Annotated in this window: 25 protein-coding genes; 2 read left to right on the top strand and 23 right to left on the bottom strand. The window is 36.7% G+C overall.

Annotation, left to right across the window (positions count from 1 at the left end):
• Positions 1 to 72: 72 nt before the first annotated feature.
• The 7 genes from CH377_RS18955 to CH377_RS18920 all read right to left on the bottom strand — a co-directional run bounded on the left by CH377_RS18955 (position 73) and on the right by CH377_RS18920 (position 6,727).
• Positions 73 to 375: a HigA family addiction module antitoxin gene (locus CH377_RS18955; RefSeq protein WP_100725302.1), complete on the bottom strand. Its 303-nt coding sequence runs from the start codon at positions 373 to 375 to the stop codon at positions 73 to 75.
• A gap of 11 nt (positions 376 to 386) precedes the next feature.
• Positions 387 to 668, bottom strand: coding sequence for a type II toxin-antitoxin system RelE/ParE family toxin (locus CH377_RS18950; protein ID WP_100725301.1), 282 nt, complete (start codon positions 666 to 668; stop codon positions 387 to 389).
• 236 nt (positions 669 to 904) lie between these two features.
• A complete protein-coding gene (locus CH377_RS18945; protein WP_125172186.1) occupies positions 905 to 1,903 on the bottom strand; it encodes a hypothetical protein in 999 nt (332 codons plus the stop codon).
• Positions 1,904 to 2,665: 762 nt separating this feature from the next.
• Complete coding sequence (locus tag CH377_RS18935) at positions 2,666 to 3,928, bottom strand: zinc ribbon domain-containing protein (protein ID WP_100725299.1); 1,263 nt, start codon at positions 3,926 to 3,928, stop codon at positions 2,666 to 2,668.
• 205 nt (positions 3,929 to 4,133) lie between these two features.
• The gene (locus CH377_RS18930; RefSeq protein WP_100725298.1) at positions 4,134 to 4,529 is read right to left on the bottom strand and encodes an Imm63 family immunity protein; all 396 of its coding nucleotides are present in this window, start codon (positions 4,527 to 4,529) and stop codon (positions 4,134 to 4,136) included.
• 305 nt (positions 4,530 to 4,834) lie between these two features.
• Positions 4,835 to 5,482, bottom strand: a complete 648-nt coding sequence (locus CH377_RS18925) for an alpha/beta hydrolase (protein WP_100725297.1) — start codon at positions 5,480 to 5,482, stop codon at positions 4,835 to 4,837.
• Between the two features lie 252 nt (positions 5,483 to 5,734).
• The gene (locus CH377_RS18920) at positions 5,735 to 6,727 is read right to left on the bottom strand and encodes a DNA cytosine methyltransferase (protein WP_100725296.1); all 993 of its coding nucleotides are present in this window, start codon (positions 6,725 to 6,727) and stop codon (positions 5,735 to 5,737) included.
• 84 nt (positions 6,728 to 6,811) lie between these two features.
• Between CH377_RS18920 and CH377_RS18915 the strand changes: the two genes are divergently transcribed.
• Complete coding sequence (locus CH377_RS18915) at positions 6,812 to 7,423, top strand: HNH endonuclease (protein ID WP_100725295.1); 612 nt, start codon at positions 6,812 to 6,814, stop codon at positions 7,421 to 7,423.
• Positions 7,424 to 7,444: 21 nt separating this feature from the next.
• On the opposite strand, the gene CH377_RS18910 is transcribed toward CH377_RS18915, so the two are convergent.
• Entirely contained in the window at positions 7,445 to 7,867 is a 423-nt protein-coding gene (locus tag CH377_RS18910; protein ID WP_100725294.1) for a transcriptional regulator, read from the bottom strand.
• Between the two features lie 173 nt (positions 7,868 to 8,040).
• Between CH377_RS18910 and CH377_RS18905 the strand changes: the two genes are divergently transcribed.
• Complete coding sequence (locus CH377_RS18905; RefSeq protein ID WP_100725319.1) at positions 8,041 to 8,316, top strand: helix-turn-helix domain-containing protein; 276 nt, start codon at positions 8,041 to 8,043, stop codon at positions 8,314 to 8,316.
• Between the two features lie 146 nt (positions 8,317 to 8,462).
• Here CH377_RS18905 and CH377_RS18900 read toward each other — a convergent pair whose 3' ends face one another.
• The 15 genes from CH377_RS18900 to CH377_RS18815 form a co-directional block, all read right to left on the bottom strand.
• Complete coding sequence (locus CH377_RS18900; protein ID WP_100725293.1) at positions 8,463 to 10,646, bottom strand: AAA family ATPase; 2,184 nt, start codon at positions 10,644 to 10,646, stop codon at positions 8,463 to 8,465.
• Between the two features lie 260 nt (positions 10,647 to 10,906).
• Complete coding sequence (locus CH377_RS18895) at positions 10,907 to 11,206, bottom strand: helix-turn-helix domain-containing protein (protein ID WP_100725292.1); 300 nt, start codon at positions 11,204 to 11,206, stop codon at positions 10,907 to 10,909.
• Positions 11,196 to 11,537: a type II toxin-antitoxin system RelE/ParE family toxin gene (locus CH377_RS18890; RefSeq protein WP_207797677.1), complete on the bottom strand. Its 342-nt coding sequence runs from the start codon at positions 11,535 to 11,537 to the stop codon at positions 11,196 to 11,198. The genes CH377_RS18895 and CH377_RS18890 overlap by 11 nt, the downstream gene beginning before the upstream one ends.
• 288 nt (positions 11,538 to 11,825) lie before the next feature.
• Positions 11,826 to 12,350 carry a MepB family protein gene (locus CH377_RS18885; RefSeq protein WP_100725291.1) on the bottom strand — a complete coding sequence of 175 codons (525 nt, stop codon included), beginning with the start codon at positions 12,348 to 12,350 and terminating at the stop codon, positions 11,826 to 11,828.
• Positions 12,351 to 12,526: 176 nt separating this feature from the next.
• The gene (locus CH377_RS18880; RefSeq protein ID WP_100725290.1) at positions 12,527 to 13,336 is read right to left on the bottom strand and encodes an Abi-alpha family protein; all 810 of its coding nucleotides are present in this window, start codon (positions 13,334 to 13,336) and stop codon (positions 12,527 to 12,529) included.
• A gap of 177 nt (positions 13,337 to 13,513) precedes the next feature.
• Positions 13,514 to 14,512: a hypothetical protein gene (locus CH377_RS18875; RefSeq protein ID WP_125172186.1), complete on the bottom strand. Its 999-nt coding sequence runs from the start codon at positions 14,510 to 14,512 to the stop codon at positions 13,514 to 13,516.
• A gap of 186 nt (positions 14,513 to 14,698) precedes the next feature.
• Positions 14,699 to 14,905 (bottom strand): toxin-antitoxin system, antitoxin component, encoded by a 207-nt coding sequence (locus CH377_RS18870; protein WP_100708280.1) that lies wholly within the window; start codon positions 14,903 to 14,905, stop codon positions 14,699 to 14,701.
• 3 nt (positions 14,906 to 14,908) lie between these two features.
• Complete coding sequence (locus CH377_RS18865; protein WP_100725288.1) at positions 14,909 to 15,205, bottom strand: BrnT family toxin; 297 nt, start codon at positions 15,203 to 15,205, stop codon at positions 14,909 to 14,911.
• A gap of 258 nt (positions 15,206 to 15,463) precedes the next feature.
• Complete coding sequence (locus CH377_RS18855) at positions 15,464 to 15,805, bottom strand: type II toxin-antitoxin system PemK/MazF family toxin (protein ID WP_100725286.1); 342 nt, start codon at positions 15,803 to 15,805, stop codon at positions 15,464 to 15,466.
• Complete coding sequence (locus CH377_RS18850) at positions 15,792 to 16,040, bottom strand: ChpI protein (protein WP_100725285.1); 249 nt, start codon at positions 16,038 to 16,040, stop codon at positions 15,792 to 15,794. The genes CH377_RS18855 and CH377_RS18850 overlap by 14 nt, the downstream gene beginning before the upstream one ends.
• Positions 16,041 to 16,311: 271 nt before the next feature.
• On the bottom strand, positions 16,312 to 16,584 hold the full coding sequence (locus CH377_RS18840; protein ID WP_100725284.1) for an antitoxin: 273 nt from the start codon (positions 16,582 to 16,584) through the stop codon (positions 16,312 to 16,314).
• Positions 16,581 to 16,859, bottom strand: coding sequence for a toxin (locus CH377_RS19880; RefSeq protein ID WP_100725283.1), 279 nt, complete (start codon positions 16,857 to 16,859; stop codon positions 16,581 to 16,583). Before CH377_RS19880 ends, CH377_RS18840 begins: the two co-directional genes overlap by 4 nt.
• Positions 16,860 to 17,167: 308 nt before the next feature.
• Positions 17,168 to 17,563, bottom strand: a complete 396-nt coding sequence (locus CH377_RS18830) for a PIN domain-containing protein (RefSeq protein ID WP_100725282.1) — start codon at positions 17,561 to 17,563, stop codon at positions 17,168 to 17,170.
• The gene (locus CH377_RS18825) at positions 17,560 to 17,775 is read right to left on the bottom strand and encodes a DUF2191 domain-containing protein (RefSeq protein WP_100725281.1); all 216 of its coding nucleotides are present in this window, start codon (positions 17,773 to 17,775) and stop codon (positions 17,560 to 17,562) included. The genes CH377_RS18830 and CH377_RS18825 overlap by 4 nt, the downstream gene beginning before the upstream one ends.
• Positions 17,776 to 18,872: 1,097 nt before the next feature.
• Positions 18,873 to 19,745, bottom strand: a complete 873-nt coding sequence (locus CH377_RS18815) for a hypothetical protein (RefSeq protein ID WP_100725279.1) — start codon at positions 19,743 to 19,745, stop codon at positions 18,873 to 18,875.
• Between the last annotated feature and the right edge of the window lie 333 nt (positions 19,746 to 20,078).

Raw genomic sequence — 20,078 nt, 5'->3', positions numbered from 1 at the left:
AAGCGAGAGTCGCGTTAGCGATCTCGAAGCGCTGCGTCAGAGCCGATAGTTATGCGAAGTTGGGCAATGAACTCAGCCCGTTCTTTGGAGCGTTTGAATACTATCTAATTTGAGCTTTAGCTTTTCTTTTTGTTTTCTTATCTCCAAATCATTTTGAAGATTTATCCAAAATTTATCGGACATCCCAAAAAACTTAGCTAATCTCAATGACATATCTACTGTGATTTTACGCTTATCATGTAAAATCTCTAACACTGTAGAAGTTGAAACATGTAGTTCTTTTGCAAGTCTATATGGCGTTACCTCAAGTGGATCCAAAAACTCCTCTCTAAGAATTTGAGAGACTGTGGGCGTCGGAATTCTTTTCGTTTTCATAGTAAGTCTCCTCAATGATAATCAACTATAGACACATCAAAGCAATTTCCTTCAGAGAATTTAAATGTAATTCTCCACTGGTCATTTATCCTGATAGAACAATAATTCTTCAAGTTACCCTTTAAATGCTCAAATCTATTCGCTGGCGGACTTTTTAAATCTTCTTCTCTTTCAGCATTTTCCAAGATGAGAAGCTTGATTAACGCCCTACTCTGTATTTCCGGAGGAATTTTCTTTGAGAATTCTTGATGAAAGATCCTTTCAGTTTCTTTGTCTCCGAAAGATTTGATCATTTATTCATATATTTGCATTGCAGATATATCTGTCAATCGGATATATCTATTTATTTTGCTTTTAAAAGGAAGCTTTTGCCCAATTTCGCATAACGACCAAGGCTTGACGACGTTTCGCGCGTGCGCAAGCACTTGGCGCGAGTTTTGCTCAGCAAAACGAGTGACAAAGCGAAATGTGCCGGAGGCCAAGCGAGAGTTGCGTAAGCAATCTCGAAGCGATGCGTCAGAGCCGATAGTTAGCCGCCGTTTTGTATTATCGAAAGAATAATTGTGGAGTCTTCAGCAACAACCGCTAATCTTTCTCTACCATTGTCAAATGCAAGAGGAGGGTTATTTATACCAAATTGAAGAATTGATGATGATTGAATTCCCGAATCAATATCATCCAAACTATGAATCAAGTTCCCAGTTCCTAAATCGATAATTTTAGGATATTTGATTGTGTCCCAAGCTTGTCGTTCATTTATCGCGACTAAATTTCCAAATCTAAAATCTGGTGTTATAGGAGCAGAAAGAGTATTTTCTGCGTAGTTATATATAGCGAAGCTTTTAGCAGGAAATGTATCTGTCCTATCTGAATCAAATTCTTCTTCATTCGAACTCCCAATAAGTAATTGGTCTTCACCTATAAAACTTGCTGTACAAATTTCACGCCCTAAATCAGGAGCTGGCATCGAGTAATATTCTTTATCCAAAACACTTGGGTCATTAAAACATTCTTTAATATTGTACAATTGAATTATATCGATCGGATGCCAAATCCAACCTTTACTGATCAAATATTCGTTATTTTGACTTACTTCTAATCTTGAATGAAATATATCGGAGGGTTTTCGTGTTGAAATTTGCGTTACGATGTTACCAGTTTCTACATCTTCAAAATCGAGTTGGCAATAACTCATAGGACAGTGAACTAGATATGTTTTATTTTGATATTCTAGAAACGATGCGGGATACTCATAATCATTCGCATGATAATAAGAACGATTAATCTCCCTTAAAATTTCTCCATTCTTTAACAGTATACCTTTTGTTCCATATTTTTCAAAAAGGAAAACGTAGTCGCCAGAAGAACTGATGATTGAACTATCGAATTTATAAGCAAATCTATATTTACCAACTTGTTCAATCTCTCCGGTCTTCATTGAATATTTTAATCCACTACACCAATCGAATAGATCGCCGTTTAACCAGCTTATTGTTCGAAATTTCTCTTCAATTACTTTCTTAAACATTCTTATTTACAAAATGGCGGCTAACGACCAAGGCTTGACGACGTTTCGCGAGTCCGCAGGACTTGGCGCGAGACTTGCTAATGCAAGGCGAGTGACAAAGCGAAATGTGCCGGAGGCCAAGCGAGAGTTGCGTAGCAATCTCGAAGCGCTGCGTCAGAGCCGATAGTTAGGCGTAGTGAGCCCAATATGACAGAAGATCATGTGCTCATCCAATATTCATTTATAAATTGCAATCAATCTATTAATGCATGATATTGCTTCTTGAATCTTCACATCTATATCAGATTCGCATTCTTCAAGAAAGTAATAACTTTGTATCCTTATTTCATCTGATAAATCGCTAAGTTTATCAATTTCCAAACGAGGAATGGCTTCCAAAGCACCAATACTTAAATTAAAGAACTTCAAAAGCGAGTCCACGGAATCATGATCTTTATCAAAATCATGCAACTTGGAAAGAAGGCGTCCTAATACCGATAAGTTCGACATTGTATTTTAAATAGATACTTTCTACGACTAACCAATAGAACAGGCAAAATTAGAGAATTTATTTCAAATATTTTACTATTCGAAAGAATTTATGGCGCTCATTACGCCTAACGACCAAGGTGTTCCGACGTTTGCGAGCTGAGCGTAAGCGAAGACAGGCACAAGAATTGCTCTGCAATTCGAGTGACTGAGCAAATGTGCCGAAGGCCAAGCAAGGGTTGCGTAGCAATCCCGCAGCGCAGCGGAAGCACCGATAGTTATACGCCGTTTGTATTATCCAATAACCTGATCAATAGCAGGGAGTGATTCATTCGAGGATTTAGCACTTTTTCCCATTAATAATTTTAGAAAATTATATCCTTTCGGCTTTACACCATCCGAGTAATATTCGTTTTCATATTTAAAAAACCCTGAACCACTTTTTTCAACAATTTTGATTGCTCCAGGACTTTCACTATAAGAAGTCTTGAAATCCCAATCTTTATTATTTTCTAAATCAATCACTTCTGGAAAATTATCCAATATAGATTGAATAAAATTGAATCGTATAGAAGGACACATCCGAACCCTATGCAAGTTCTGATTTACTTCATGCATAATTCTTTCTTTATCAAATTTCCATTGATATGAATTCTTACCTGCTGGAATAAATTTCCCGTAGGAAAACCAATCTGCCCATTCCGCCCAATCCATTCGAATTTGTGTACATCCCCATGGATTAATTCTATTATCTTCCTTTCCAAAACAATACAAGTCAGGCTGATAAGCTTCATTTCTATTATTAAAACACCATAAAAAACCGAAACTTGTGTCCCATTGCTCCTCAATTCCATTAATATAGAATCTCTTGTTTTTTAATCCAGATAATCCGGAGGCTAATTTAAAAACATTTCCAAATTCGGATTTTGGCCAACTCGCTAAATACCAATTCTTCTTGTTGCGTAAAGCAGATTCAAAGACGGGCGCCGTCTTTGCTATTTGTAATACCAAAGAAAAATTACTCGATGTCGATTCAGCAAACTCAATTGAATAGCCTTCTTTCGGTATTTCAAATTCAATCTTTATGGGATCAGGAGTTGAATTGGTAAGCTGGATCCCGCAATTTTTGCAAAATTTAGCTACTGATTCATTTGCTGTTTTGCATTTAGGACACTCTATCTGACTTTTAAAGGAAGAAGCGGCTGACTCAGCTTCTTTAATCATTTTCAGAAACTGTTCTTTTGTTAATCCTATATTTTTGGAATAGATTTCCAATTCACTTGATTCAAGACCAGAAAACTCTCCATCTATATGAGCCAAATAAAGCATATCCGAGAGATTATTTACTTGGACACCAAAGTTACCAATATGAACTAAAGTAAACGAAGGATTTTCAGCAATTTTGTAGGCAGACGTAAAGTGGGTCTTTTTTAGACCGTAAATATTTCTAAATTCTTCAAGGGCACTTACCTCTTTAGGAGATAGAATCCCGTCCCTCAAGGCAATACTTATAATATTAGCAACGTAGGCTATTTTTTCTTCTTCAGTTATATTCATATTTAATCTCCAATATAATTGTTATTTATGCAAATGGCGTATAACGACCAAGGCTTGACGACGTTTCGCGAGTCCGAAGGACTTGGCGCGAGACTTGCCACCGCAATTCGAGTGACAAAGCGAAATGTGCCGAAGGCCAAGCGAGAGTCGCGTAAGCGATCTCGAAGCGATGCGTCAGAGCCGATAGTTAGGCGATGTGCTGCACTTAAACGGAATCACGATAAGGATATTTTACTAGAATATCAGAAATTTCCTTTTTATGCCGTTCATAATATTCAATGCCAATACTCTTTAAAAGCGATAATTGCTTTTCAAACAATATTCGCCTAAAATCTTGCTTTTCCATTCTATTAATCAATTCATACTTACATGCATTTTCAAAGGTAGCGGATTGATACAGCCAGTAGAGAATGTCATTCGGATCTTTAGTTTTCCTATCTGTAGAAGCATGGCCTCTTTCGATATACTTAAAATGATAATATCCCCAAAGGTCCCTATCAACACAAAGACCTTCTTCTTCTGAATTCAATGATATTGAGATACTAACATTAAGCTCCTGTAACTTTTTTCTTGCTTGTGCGACTATTTCATTAGGTTTCATTATTTAAACCCTGTAAAGTTTTTCACTCTTAATAAATCCCATTGTTAATTTGCTACTTGGGAATTTTCTTAGTTCTAAATAGAAATTGGTCTTATTTATTTTATTTTTGCAGCATGTCGCCTAACGACCAAGGCTTGACGACGTTGGCGAACCCTGAGCCTCGAAAGAGGCGTTAGGGTCAGGCGCGGATTTTGCTTTTGCAAAAACCGTGACTGAAGCCAATGTGCCGAAGGCCAAGCGAGGGGGCGAAGCAACCCGAAGCGCTGCGTCAGAGCCGATAGTTAAGCGCTGGTTGCGTTATCTTACTAATCTTTTAAAATCTCTCTTAATTTCACAGAGATTTCTTCCGCCTTATTTAAAATCATAAAATGACCTCCACCAGCTATCATAGCCACCTGCCCTATCAATTTACGCGGAAATAACCTGTCATCGCTCCCGTGAATATGAACCAAATTAGATGGATAATTCTCATTATTCCACATAAGTATCGATTTGAGAGCCCATTTTATAAATTTACCGTCTGTTTTTGAGAGAAAGCTTTTTAATAACTCTTTATCTTCCAACGATGAAATTCCAAAGAAATAAGCCAAAATTGGATTATAAAGTTTTAGTAAATATGATGGAATTAAATTCATTAATCCCAAAAAGTTAATGATGCGATAAATAAAAGGTATTTCTGAACTATCCTTAATACTTGAAATAACAATGATTTTCTTCGCAGGAACATGCTTAGCAATTTCACTAGCAATTATTCCTCCAAATGATACTCCTATCAAGATCAGTTCATTTTTAGAATCTATCTGGTTTAGAAGTCGTTTCGAATAGCTTTCGAGAGACTCATCTATATACGGATCTATCCAGCGGATATGCTTTGGATTTTCTCCATAAAAATCAATATTTCGAAAAACTCTTTCATCAGCTCCTAATCCACTAATAAGATATATATTTTTCACTATTTCTTCTTTCTTGGATTACTATTAATATTACGCAACTGGCGCTTAACGATAGATAATTGTCGAAGTTCCGCGCGTCTGAAGGACTTGGCACGAGGCTTGCCTTGCAAGACGAGTGACAAAGCGGAATTTGGCGAAGCCCAAGCAAGGGTCGCGAAGCGATCCCGAAGCGCCGCGACAATTTTTAGTTATCTGCTGTGCCGCGCCCGAATTCTAACCGGCGTAGCCAAGGAAGGCGAAGCCGGTTAGCGATTATAATGCAACGAGATCTTCAAAGAATTCTTGCTGAAATGCAGAAGAGAAATTATTCGATTTTTTTACTGGTTTTTCATTTAGCCATTGAACGATAGACTTCCCTACTTTCTCAGCAACAGGAGGTGGAAACGCATTTCCGATTTGGCGATAAGTTGAAGTCTTCTTTCCTGAAAATTTCCAGGAGTCCGGAAATCCTTGTATTCTTGCGACCATCCTATTAGTCAATTTGGGCAAACCGATAAAATCACTTTCAGGGGGTAAATTTGCAATACCATTCCCATCAACACCCATCTCTGACCATTGCCTTTTTGCACGAGTAGGACCTAAATCTGGGCCTCCATGCTTTTTACTTCCCCCTACAACTGTGGGTGCAATCTTATCAGCTACAATTTTCCATTGATCAATTTGCTTCCATGAGTTTTCATTCATTAAGTCATAGATGGTTTGAGAAACAGTTTTTATTTTTCCTTGAGGTTTCGGCCAAGGAAAATTGACATTCCCATCACGACGACCAACAAGAATAAAGCGCGGTCGTAGCTGGGGTACGCCATAGTTTGAAGAATCTATCACTTTAAATTCAACATAATAGCCTAAGGAAATTAACTCTTTTAAGATAAAATTTCGATATCGATCAAAGTTTGCAGAAGCTAAACCTCTAACATTCTCAAAAAAGAAAGCTTGAGGTTTTAATTTTTCTACAGCTTTCACAGCGATTGGAAATAAGTCTCTCTCATCTTTGTGACCAAGCTGGTGCCCCGCAATACTAAACGGCTGACACGGGACCCCACCGCAAATTAAATCTACCCCTTTAAATTCACGAAAATCAACATTATTTAAATCTTGATTGTAAACGGGCCAATTAGGCCTATTTAGCGTCAAAGTATCGCAGGCATCCTTTTCAATCTCTATCAGGCCTTTATGCTCAAATCCGGCTCTCTCTAAACCTAGAGCCTGACCTCCTGCACCGGAACATAATTCCAAGATTCTCATTGAATCGTAACTCTCATCTAAAGCATATATTTGTATAGTATTTTCTGCTTTTCAGATTGTTAGTCTCGGAATTTTTATTCATTTATGCCGGAAAAGCTTAGTGATGTAAAAGCACTAATTCTAAGGATTCTTTCTAAAGGGAATTGGGTTAGCTCCAAGAGGCTTTTAGAAGAAACGAAACAAAAATACTTTGATCGAAGAATTCGAGAATTGCGCGATGAACTTGGCTACGACATAGAGTCTTCTCATGTAAATGGAGAACCTCATTATAGACTTAGAAGTAGCCTAAGAAAGGAAATTAAAGTAAGAACCTATTTATCAGCTTCCGATAAAAAGGTTTTCCTTTCTCAAAATGAACAAAAATGCGCTTTATGTGGCAAAGAAGGAAACATCGGAAAAGACCTGCTCTGGGACCACAGGAGACCATTAATAAGAAATGGGCCAGGTACTATTGATAACTTTCAACTACTTTGCAGAGATTGCAACAATCAAAAAAGAGTCGTGTGCCAAGGTTGTTCCTTTGAATGTTCAAAATGTTATTTTGCTTATCCAGACCAATTTGAAAAACCATTGATAGTGCGACCAGAAAGATTAAAATCAATTGACCTCATCAAAATCGAAGCCGAAGAAATGGGCATTTCATTAGAAGAATACATTATAGTTAAATTAAACAAGATTATCGATTTCAGAAAATAAAATTCTGACTAAATAAGGTATCTAATCTTTATCTTTAGAAAACTCAGCAATCATTTCCCCTATAGCTTTTCTTTGCTGATTAGAAAATTTTAAAAGGTTCTGAATAATTTCTCTAAGACCTTTCGTGGTCTTAATTTGACTTAGTAATACTTTATCTTGATCCGCTTTCGAAACCAATTTATCTTCCTCTTCCGGTGAAAGATATTTGATTGGAAGAACTGGAATCGAATCATTCAAGAGCCAGTTAAAATCTGGTTTATACTCTAGCTTAAGAAGCGTTAAAAAAGAATGCGAAGCAGATTCGACTCGTCCTTGAACAATTCCATTCATCCCGGTAGGTGTAAGTTTTAGTTTGGCAGCCGCTTCTTTTTGACTGTCCCCTTTCGCTTCAATCAGGGCTTGCACCTTTTTACCAAGTAAATTCTCTACTTTTTTAACTGTCATTCAAAATACTTTTATAAAATATTGTTGACATTAATACGTTTATATGGTATTAATGTATTTAGCACTTTATGAGCGCAGAATTAGTTTCTATGGCATCTCCTTATACGAAAAGCAGAAAAAGACCGATTCTGAGGCCCTCGAATACCCAGAAGGTAGCAAATTCCGAGGTCACAATGTTTGCAAGTATCCTTCCGCAGTGGAAAGTATCTAAGAAAGAGAAAGAATTCTTTTACAGAGCTTTGAAAACTGCAAGAAAGGACGCTGGCTTTACTCAAGCTGAAGTAGCTAAGAAATTAAAGCGAAGTCGAAGTCATATTTCTAAACTAGAACTAGGGCAGAGACGTTTGTTTATGGATGAATTTTTGGTTCTATACAGGCTTTATGGAAAACCAACTATCTATTTCTATTCAGCCTTTATCAAAAGTGATCTTGTTGAACGAACAGATTAAGCCCGAGTAAAATCTGCGAAGCAGTTTTAACGAGGGCATCGAAGACGCAAATTTAAAGAAGATTCTGTATCCCGATCGCGAAGCGTTCGGGGTGGATGGTTCAAAAGAGTCGGGATAAGCTTAAATTATGCTGATCTATAATTTTTTTAATGAATACCGCTCATCATCATATTGTAGTGACCTTCTTGGTCTGTAAGTTTAAATATTTTTTTAAAGACTTCCAAATATTTCTCATTCAGTTCGGGACTATATTGAACAAATAAATCTTCGTTAATAATGTGAGAGCCATCGTTTACCCAAGAAAATAGAGATCGGCATAAAATTTTCTCATCCGGTTCAAATTTATTTATTAACTCATCGTCACCGACACGTGCTAAGATTTTAAAATAATTTTCAATAATTCTCCTCATTATATTTTGTAAAGTGTTTGACTGTTCATCTATTGCCTTTTGTAATTCGTGCCACAATAACTCATAAGAAGTCTTTATCGGATTCTTTTCGCAAATCTCAATCGATGATTTCTGTTCCTTTTTTCGAAGTAGCCAAAAAGTTTCATCCGTAAGTCTATCAGAACCAGCCCTATTTTTATTAAATGTGACTTCTTTATGAAAGTAGATATTATGCGTAAGAATGAAGACTTGCTTTACTAAACTCGTTGATCTAACTTGCTCTATAACGCTTCTAATCAAATTGCTAACGATGAATAAAATATTGCTGTCTAAACTTGAGACAGGATCGTCAAATACAATTATTCTATCTACAGTAATGGAATCCTTTTCTACACTGCCACTCAATAAATGGTAAAAATATAGAAAAGTGATGAAGGTTTTTTCTCCTTCACTTAAGGTATCCTTTGCACTCTCCCCACTTGGTCGAATTATTTTGTATTGTCCTGCTTCTTCCGCTACATCAAATCTAAAATTTTCAAATCCAAACGAATTTAATATTCTATTCATTACAGTGATTGTGGGAGTTATACTCGTAATTTGAGATTCTATATTGCGAATCTCTTCAGAAAGAGCATCAATCTTTGCTTTACTATCTGCGATACGACTACTAATACCAGAAATGGCTTTCGAAACATTTTCTTTATTACCTAAATATTCCGAGTGATTGTCCTTCCCCGTCTCTACGATAAAGCGCCATATTTGAGAGATTAATTTCCGTTTTTCTTCCGTAATATTATCAATAAGAGAATTATGTTTTTTTATTGCAGCGTTTCCTATATCTATTTCAATATTTATAAGACTTATTTCCTCTGCAATCGATTTGATTTTTACTATAGAACTCGGTTCACTAGTTTTTTTATCTATTAATATTAAATTAGTTTGAATTTTAGATTCAAGTAACTTCTTCTGTTGGTCAATCGAATCTAATTTTAAATACGAGCTATTGCCATTTAAAATATCAGTTACAAATGATGATATCAACGAGTATTGTGATTTGTAACTTTTTGAAAGTGATTCGACTTGATTAATTTGTGTATTATAGCTTTCGTCGAAGTAATCTTCCAATTGCTTCGGTAGATCTTCTGGAATTTTTTGCTGACAAAATGGACATATTCCTTCACTGGACTTTAAGTGGACATGCCCCGCTTTGACCCAGTCGCTTATCTTTAATTTGTTAATTACGTTTGCGATTTGAATATTATCTTTTCCTACAATAACTTTTTCAAATATCAAATCTTTTTCTAAAACCGACAAGGCGTTAACATCAAAAGAATTAAATAGATTTACTTTTTCTAAAGAATTGCTAAAAACCGTTTGGGCGGTTTCAACAATTTGCTCACGGGTAAGGAGAATATCTGGATTATTTATTTCTTGGAGAAATTTTTCTTTAAATTCCGTCTTTGAATTCCTAACTCCCTTAAACCCTGGTTTGAAATCTGAATCATATTGTTGTTTCAGAATCCAACATTTTTCTTCAAATTGTGATTCGATCGAATCTAATTCTTCCTTCTTGAGCTTTAAACTGGCTTCAAGATTTATATTTCCTTGTGAAAGATCATCAATTTCCTTCTTTTTTAAATTAATTTGTTCTCGTTTCTCTTGAGACTCTTCTCCTAATGTAAAAATACCTTTAACATTTTCATCCTGATAAAAATTCTCATCTATAAATTCTTTATTATAGACGAGAGTTTGAATTGAAACCCCTCCTTTCCAATTAATTCGAGAATCAGAATAGTTCTCAGGTTTTCTTAGGACTTTTGAAATACTTGTCTTTCCACTTCCATTTGCACCATAGATATAATTTATTGATTTTAAATTATTTAACGTTATACCATGCTCATCGTAGCTTGCAATTTTCTTAATTTCTACAGATTCAATCATAGGATCTTTACCAACTATAGTTAATTATGTAATTTAAATTCTTAAGCCTGCCACGGACGGCAGGCGCTATAAATGGAAGGGGCTCGGCATGGCAGATAACGACCAAGGCTTGACGACGTTTCGCGAGTGCGTAAGCACTTGGCGCGAGTTTTGCCCAGCAAAACGAGTGACAAAGCGAAATGTGCCGAAGGCCAAGCAAGGGTGCGAAGCAACCCGCAGCGCTGCGTCAGAGCCGATAGTTATACGAAGTGGCTGGTTATTTAAGCGCCTTTGCTTTTTAAATGAATAATAGGTTCTGCATCTAATGCTTTAGCTAGGCGATTAATAAATGTAAGTGACAAATTCCGATAATTTCCAGACTCGATTCTTGCAATTGCCGGTTGCGATGTCCCTATCTTTTCCGCTAAGTCTTTCTGCGTTAAATTCTTTTTTTTGCGCAATTTAATAATCTCTTTAGCAAGAGTGAATTCATTGGAAAGAGCATCGTATTCTTTCTTAAAATCTTTATTCTTTAGCTCTTTATTTAAAAGCGAATCAAAGTCTTTTGTTTTAAGCTTCATGCTCATCTCCCTTATAAGTTTTCATTAACTTGAAAGCTCTTGTTAATTCATCTTTATCTGTCTTTTGATCTTTCTTTACAAAACCAGATGTTATTATAACGACTCTACCCTTTTCAAAAAAGTAGAATAATCTACAAATATTGGAGCCTTGTTTAATTCTTAGCTCAAATAATCCCGCATACCCTTGAATCTTTTTAGAAAAAGGTTCTCGAAGTTCAGGACCAAATTCTGCTAGTAATTCAATGGTTCTGAATGCTTTCGCTTTGAGTTTATTCTCCAGCTTTAGCAAGAAATCTTCGGCAGGCTCCAAAAGCTGGACTTTAAACTTCACAATGCCAATATATCAGATTTGATATATCTTGTCAATTCTTGTAAAAAGGCAAATTCCCAGCCATTTCGTATAACGACCAAGGCTTGACGACGTTGGCGAACCCTGAGCCTCGAAAGAGGCGTTAGGGTCAGGCGCGATCTTTTGCGTTCGCAAAAGGCGTGACTGAAGCCAATGTGCCGAAGGCCAAGCGAGGGTCGCTTTAGCGAACCCGAAGCGAAGCGTCAGAGCCGATAGTTATGCGATGGCTCGCCTTAACTAGCAACGATAATAAAGACGCAACTATCAATATTATAGATTAATTAATCTCTGAAGATACCGATTTGTAGCTGTTGTCATTCTATTAAATTCAAAGAAATAGTCTGATTGCCAAAATTGAGTTGTAGTTGCTTGCTTATTAGGAGGCAATTCCCATGGAGGATAGATCCTAAATCCTCTTTTCCCTTCTTTTTTAGAAGAGATAATGCCTTTTTCTACAAGAATTCTTTTATTAAAAACAAAATGTCCGATTCGATCTGAATTTTCAACTTCAATAATTATAAGATCTATATTATCTTTTTCATCAAAAGGAATTGTGGCTCCCCTTTTATTCCTTTTCCAAAGAGTTACAAATAAGCCGACTTTCTTAGGAGTAATTTTTGCCGCTCGAAAGGCAGCTTTCTTTTTATCTACATCAAAGAACCAGGCTTTATAAGCAGAACTCTCTTTTTCAATCTGATAATTTTTAATTTCTAGATCGCAGCTTTTCGAAAATAGGAGATTAACTTTACTTAAACTCGAAGGAACTGTATTAGACTTTGATATTTCTTTTTGCATTAAGTATAATATTTGGCGAGCTTGCGCATAACGACCAAGGCTTGACGACGTTTTGTGACGGCACGAGTTTGCATATGCAAACGAAGTGACGGAAACAAAATGTGCCGCAGGCCAAGCGAAGGTTGCGCAGCAATCCTGAAGCGATGCGTCAGAGCCGATAGTTATGCGCAGTATTTTTAGTCTTCTTTAAAACTATTTAGTTTTATCCAATTAATAAATTTCTTTCCGAATCTATTAATAGAATAATCAATTTGCTTTCCGTGTATTTGGTACGTTGAACTTTGTGATGCGTTAGATATTGTATATGACATCGTACTCGATGAAGAATGCTCATCTATTTCCGTAATGAGCATATTTCTCATTCTAGTAATTAAATATACCTGTAAATCTGAAAGAGTGCACGTTTCAGGAATATCTTTTTGTGAACCGAGCTTCTTCTTGTTCGATTCAAGATAACTTTTTAGTTGTTCCCAAAACGTTTGCCTTCCTTCAATTTCATATACCGTCATTCTGTCCTTTGAATTCAATATTTTCTTCAATAATGCGATTTCATCGATTGAAAGTGAGTCGAGCAATTGAATGTAAATACCAGCTTCATTTCCTTCATCGGAAGATTCTATATAGTTTAAAAGAATGTTCGCAAATAAATTAATCTTTTCTTTTTCTTTTGTCGTAATAATAGACTTGATTGTCTCCATAAAAAGATCATGAAAGTCTTCTGAGTTAATCTTCGAATCAGCCAAACGAACTGTTTGCTCATTTAGTTGATTGAGATTATCAATTTTTTGAGAAAAGACTTTTATAAAGTGTTCTAGTCTTTCTTCTTTCCAGAGACTTCCTTTCTCATATAAAATTGTATCGATAGATCCACCGACATGAGGAATTGCTTGTACGAGTGCTCGAAAGTATGGTGAATTGGCGTAACCTTTTATTGCTCTATCAAATAGCTTATTAAAAGAATTAGGCAGTTCTGGTAAATTTTCCATAATGATTAGTATTGTTTAAAAATATTGCGCATAACGACCAAGGCTTGACGACGTTTCGCGCGTGCGCAAGCACTTGGCGCGAGTTTTGCTCAGCAAAACGAGTGACAAAGCGAAATGTGCCGGAGGCCAAGCGAGAGTTGCGTAAGCAATCTCGAAGCGATGCGTCAGAGCCGATAGTTAGCCGCCGTTTTGTATTATCGAAAGAATAATTGTGGAGTCTTCAGCAACAACCGCTAATCTTTCTCTACCATTGTCAAATGCAAGAGGAGGGTTATTTATACCAAATTGAAGAATTGATGATGATTGAATTCCCGAATCAATATCATCCAAACTATGAATCAAGTTCCCAGTTCCTAAATCGATAATTTTAGGATATTTGATTGTGTCCCAAGCTTGTCGTTCATTTATCGCGACTAAATTTCCAAATCTAAAATCTGGTGTTATAGGAGCAGAAAGAGTATTTTCTGCGTAGTTATATATAGCGAAGCTTTTAGCAGGAAATGTATCTGTCCTATCTGAATCAAATTCTTCTTCATTCGAACTCCCAATAAGTAATTGGTCTTCACCTATAAAACTTGCTGTACAAATTTCACGCCCTAAATCAGGAGCTGGCATCGAGTAATATTCTTTATCCAAAACACTTGGGTCATTAAAACATTCTTTAATATTGTACAATTGAATTATATCGATCGGATGCCAAATCCAACCTTTACTGATCAAATATTCGTTATTTTGACTTACTTCTAATCTTGAATGAAATATATCGGAGGGTTTTCGTGTTGAAATTTGCGTTACGATGTTACCAGTTTCTACATCTTCAAAATCGAGTTGGCAATAACTCATAGGACAGTGAACTAGATATGTTTTATTTTGATATTCTAGAAACGATGCGGGATACTCATAATCATTCGCATGATAATAAGAACGATTAATCTCCCTTAAAATTTCTCCATTCTTTAACAGTATACCTTTTGTTCCATATTTTTCAAAAAGGAAAACGTAGTCGCCAGAAGAACTGATGATTGAACTATCGAATTTATAAGCAAATCTATATTTACCAACTTGTTCAATCTCTCCGGTCTTCATTGAATATTTTAATCCACTACACCAATCGAATAGATCGCCGTTTAACCAGCTTATTGTTCGAAATTTCTCTTCAATTACTTTCTTAAACATTCTTATTTACAAAATGGCGGCTAACGACCAAGGCTTGACGACGTTTCGCGGGTGCGTAAGCACTTGGCGCGAGACTTGCTACTGCAAGGCGAGTGACAAAGCGAAATGTGCCGAAGGCCAAGCGAGAGTGCGAACCATCTCGAAGCGAAGCGTCAGAGCCGATAGTTATGCGCCGTAGCTTAATAATTAAATGGAAAGTTCTTTCTGAAGTTCGAGTTCTTTCTTAAGAACTTTGTTAATGATCGAATTTATATCTTTGCCTTTAGAAGAGGCAATTTTGGAAAAATATTCTTCAATATCTTCATCGAGGTATATCGGAAGATGTATATCTCTCTTATCTTTTATAAAAAAGACCCCTTTTTTACCTTTAGAGAAATCATAATGTTTTTTCATTTCTTAATCTTTGCCCAATCTTTGGAAATATTCTTTTTCTTCCAATTTGTCAGCTTTTCTTGCGGAAATTATTCTTAATTTCTCTTCATTTTTGTTGGATTTGTCTACAAAAACAACCACGATTATAGTAAAATTTTCAATTTTCCCGAGCACAAGCCATCTTTCTTCATTTTCAGAATGATTTTCATCCGGAATATAGATCGCATCTTTATCTAGAAAAACTTGAGAAGCTTGTTCAAATGAGATTTGGTGCTTCTTAAGATTCGAAGAGTTCTTTTTGTCATCCCATTCAAAGAGCATTTAATTAAGAAATATTTTAGATGAATGCTTGGTAAATCAGAATAATCCTCAATTGTATTTTCTTTTTCAAGCTTGAAGATTTTTAAGCTATGGCGTATAACGAACAAGGCTTGACGACGTTTCGCGAGTCCGTAAAGACTTGGCGCGAGACTTGCCATGCAAGACGAGTGACAAAGCGAAATGTGCCGAAGGCCAAGCAAGGGTTGCGAAGCAATCCCGAAGCGAAGCGTCAGAGCCGACAGTTATACGCAGTGCCCTTTAATCAAGGCCGAGAACGAGCTTCAGCCCCTCCTCAACTTCGGACATTTTGTTTGACCTTAGTTTGCCAGCTTTATTTAAAAATCTTTCTCTATCCAGAGTAACTGTTTGTGAAACATTTACAACCGAGTCTTTAGAAAGATTAGAATCCTTTTTTGATAAGCTTACATTTCCGGGAGCTTCGGCTAAATTCAAATTTGATGTAATTGAGATAACAATTACTGTATTGATATTGCTTTCATTAAAGGAGTCATCTTGCACAATAAGAACTGGTCTTCTAAAACCAGGTTCACTACCGAAAGGAATTCCTAAATCTACCCACCAAATTTCACCACGAATCATTCTTTAAACTCTTACGCAGTTGTTCGACAGATAAGTTATTTATATTTTCTTTAGAACTATCATTTCCTTCACGATAGATTATATTTAATCTTTCTGTGACAGATTCTTTACTATGTAATTGAATAAATTCTTCTAATGCCTTGGCAAAAAGCTGACTTCTAGGAATTCCTAATCTTTTCGCAGTCTTCTCTGCAGTTTTGAATAAATCATCCGGAATTGAAACAGCAGTCTTCATGCAATTGGTATAACCCAGGTTATACCAAAGTCAATTAAAAATTCTACCTATTTTTAGAGAAATTTGTCTCTTTTATAATGAAAGATTATAGGGCATTGCGTATAACGACCAAGGCTTGACGACGTTTCGCGAGTCCGAAGGACTTGGCGCGAGGCTTGCTCCGCAAGACGAGTAACAAAGCGAAATGTGCCGAAGGCCAAGCGAGAGTCGCGTAGCGATCTCGAAGCGATGCGTCAGAGCCGACAGTTAGGCGAAGTGTGGGGCTTGATAGTTACCGTTCTGTTAATTTACCGGTTACATACTGATGCAATATACTCGAAACTAAAGTCTGATAAGGAATCCCAACTTCCAATGCTTTGGTTTTCAATAATTGAATATCTTTGCCGGCTATCCTAATATTCATTCTCTTATCTTTCAATAGAGTATTCTTCGCAGCCGATTTGAATTTTTTTAAATATTGAGCTTTATTATCAACCGGTTTCCATTCATTTCGTTCGATAGAAGATTCCAAATCTTTCTCTTCTTGGCTAAGTTTATATTTCATAAATTTGCCTCCGGCAGATATATACTAGTGTATTTCCTTGATGGGTATGCTGTTTTAAAGAAAAACGTATCCTTACTTTCAATTGTAGGAACCACCCAAGCATAACTATCAATTTCTACAATTATGATGATTTGATTAGGATATTTCTTCATATTCGGATGCTTTAAGATATCTAAGACTGATCCAGATTCAATCTCAACAACTACCCTTTCAAAGCTTATATTTCGCTCAGTTTTTAGAGTTTCGTTCTTCTGATTATCCCAATCAAAGATCACCTATCTACGATATTAGACGTGTGCCTAATGTCAATACAAAGATTTTAGCCGAAATATTGTAAAATTCACTAAAATAATCTCAAAACTAAAAGCTATCAATATGAAATAAAAGTTCTTATAAAGGGTAATTTTGCCCCACATTTCGCCTAACGCCCAAGGCTTGACGACGTTGGCGAACCCTGAGCCTCGCAGAGGCGTTAGGGTCAGGCGCGGGTTTTGCTTTTGCAAAAACCGTGACTGAAGCCAATGTGCCGAAGGCCAAGCGAGAGTTGCGTAGCAATCTCGAAGCGTAGCGTCAGAGCCGATAGTTAGCCGACGTGCTTGCCTTTACTAGTATAGATCTCTTTCTTATCTAATACTTTAAGAATCTTTTTATCCAAAGTCCAAAGTTGAAGTTTTTTGCTACGAACTTCATTAATTAACACTGAATCAATTAAACCGATTCCTTTATCTATGTGCTTATTTTCAAAAGAAAGCTTGCCTGCTAAAAGAAAACTACCATCAGAACTTAGAGTATTCAAATTCTCCCAGTATTCTAAAATGAAAGATACTTCTGTCTTATTTTTACATCCTTGGAGTAATTCACCAAAGACAACTTCATGAACTATTACTTCTGAATATTCGATTAGCTCTTTTAATTCACTAAAATACGGGTCATTTCCTCTAAAGAATTCAATCCAAACCGAAGTATCGACTAATATCATCTATTTCGGTTCAGACTTCTTATATTATCCCCGGAAAAGCCTTCCTGGAAGGAAAGTGGGGATTTATGTAGCTTAGCGTTCAAATTCCTTATTTTGGCCTGTTTTAACCATTCAGAAAGAGCCTTCTGGAGTGAATCGGTTATGTTTTTCCCGCCAGAATACTTTTGAACTTCGGCAATTAAATCATCAGGTAGTATTGCTGTCACTTTCATACGATACAATATACGATAAATATTCGTATTTTCAAGCGTTTAATTAAGAATTCTTTGAATAATCTTACGGGTCCCCGCTCCTAATAATATTCATTAAACAAAAAAATTTGGCAAGCATGTCCGGCTAACGACCAAGGTGCTCCGACGTTTGCGATGGCACGAGTTTGCTCATGCAAACGAAGTGACAGAAGCAAATGTGGCGAAGCCCAAGCGAGCGGGTTACGAAGTAAGCCCCGAGCGGCGCGGAGGCACCGCAAGTTATCCGACGTTTCAGACACTATTCCTATAAATTTCAAACCATTCGAAGCTGAAAAATTCAATTATAAAAACTCTGTCCGCCACTAACGCTAGCCTCAAACACCAACAAGCACCAAAATCGCAAGATGCACTTCAAGAGTAAGGCGGCTATTGGAAAAAAGCAGCTAATTATTTAGCAAGCATCCAAGCGTTTGAACCTATATAAAGAAAACCTTGAATTCCAAAACAAACAAAAAAACAAATTATGGCTGAAATGTTCGGATAACGACCAAGGTGCTCCGACGTTCGCAACGGCACGAGTTTGCTTAGCAAACGAAGTGACGGAGGCGAATGTGGCGAAGCCCGAGCGAGAGTTGCGAAGCAGCCTTGAGCGGAGCGGAGGCACCGCAAGTTAGGCGACGTCCGATCCAAACACGGTGCATTCAATTAGTTGCATTTTACTAATTCTGCAAATTGCCCCTACAGCAAAATCCTGCTATCAGATGCTCAATCCCCGCTCCGAATACGGCACCAGATAGAACATTTCTATTAAATCTAATTACCTGGATGAAACTCAAATCTCGGCACCTGAACATCAAAGGAGCGGACAAAACCTATGGAAAAATTCACTTAGGCTTTATTAAAGAATATTTAACCCTAAAATAAAAAAGAAAGAAGTTATCGGATGTTCGCCTAACGACCAAGGCTTGACGACGTTTCGCGAGTCCGTAAGGACTTGGCATGAGACTTGCTCTGCAAGGCGAATGACAAAGCGAAATGTGCCGAAGGCCAAGCGAGAGTTGCGCAGCAATCTCGAAGCGATGCGTCAGAGCCGATAGTTAGACGCCGTATCTTAAAGTCTAAGTATTTAATCCATTTGAATTTGGATTTCCTATACTTGTATAACGAAAAGTTTCTTTATTTGGATTGTAAAATTTAGTTTTTAAATATATATTATACACAACGTAAGAGGAATCTTTCGTTTTTAGGTCTTCCAATCGCATCGGAATACAATCTACAAATTCATCCTGCCTATCCTTATTATCTTCCTGAGTGGAAATCGGGCTAAACTCTTCAATTCCCTTAATTTTTTCTGCTAAGGAATAATTCTCGAAATCTTTTATATTGAATAAATCTTTCCATTTCAAACTCACTATATTTTCAATGCCTAAAATATTATCCGAAAACCATCTATAAACCTCTTCATCGATTAAAAGCCGATTAAGCTTATCTTGAGACATTATTCGTGCATTTTTAATTATTCCTTTTCCATAATGATTAACATAAGAAAAGTGATTAATCCTATAAATGTCTTCAATTGTGATTACATAACGCAATTCAATCGATCCTAAAAAATTCCTAAATTCCCGCAAATTGGGATTGGTGTGGTATTGCACTATCACATTATGAAAATTAAAAAGGACAATCAATGCATGTATAGGTGTATGCAGTATTTGATATCCACCATCCCCCGTACTGATAAATAATTGCATGAATTCATCGCGGGTGACGGAATTAAAAAGGGGATGATTTTTAGTTAAATTATTAATGCAACTGATATAAAGTGAATTAAACAGCATAGTGATTGAAGCTTGCTTATCAGGCTCGTACGAGCTGTATCTGTAGATATCAAACCCTAAAACAACCCTTTTAGTTTCATCTCCTCTCACGTAGGAGATGAATTCCTTGATAACTTCATCTTTACTCTTACCATCATCGATAATAATTGGCATAAGGAGGTCGACGAATTCGGTTTCGTTATAACTTCTAATTTTATCTGACAACATATGGTAACCTAATAAATTTATTTAAGATATGGCGTCTAACGACCAAGGTGTTCCGACGTTTGCGTGCTGAGCGAAGTGAAGACAGGCACGAGAATTGCCCTGCAATTCGAGTGACTGAGCAAATGTGGCGAAGCCCGAGTGAGAGGTGCGAAGCAGCCTCGAACGGAGCGGAAGCACCGATAGTTAGGCAGCAGTATCGCTCCTAACACATTGCACCAAACCCTACTCTAGAAAATCTTCCAATAGAGAAAAAGTAAATTAGTGACTTATTCACTTTCA

The sequence above is a fragment of the Leptospira haakeii genome (assembly GCF_002812045.1).
Taxonomy (GTDB): domain Bacteria; phylum Spirochaetota; class Leptospiria; order Leptospirales; family Leptospiraceae; genus Leptospira_B; species Leptospira_B haakeii.
This window is presented reverse-complemented; position numbering and strand designations above follow the sequence as displayed.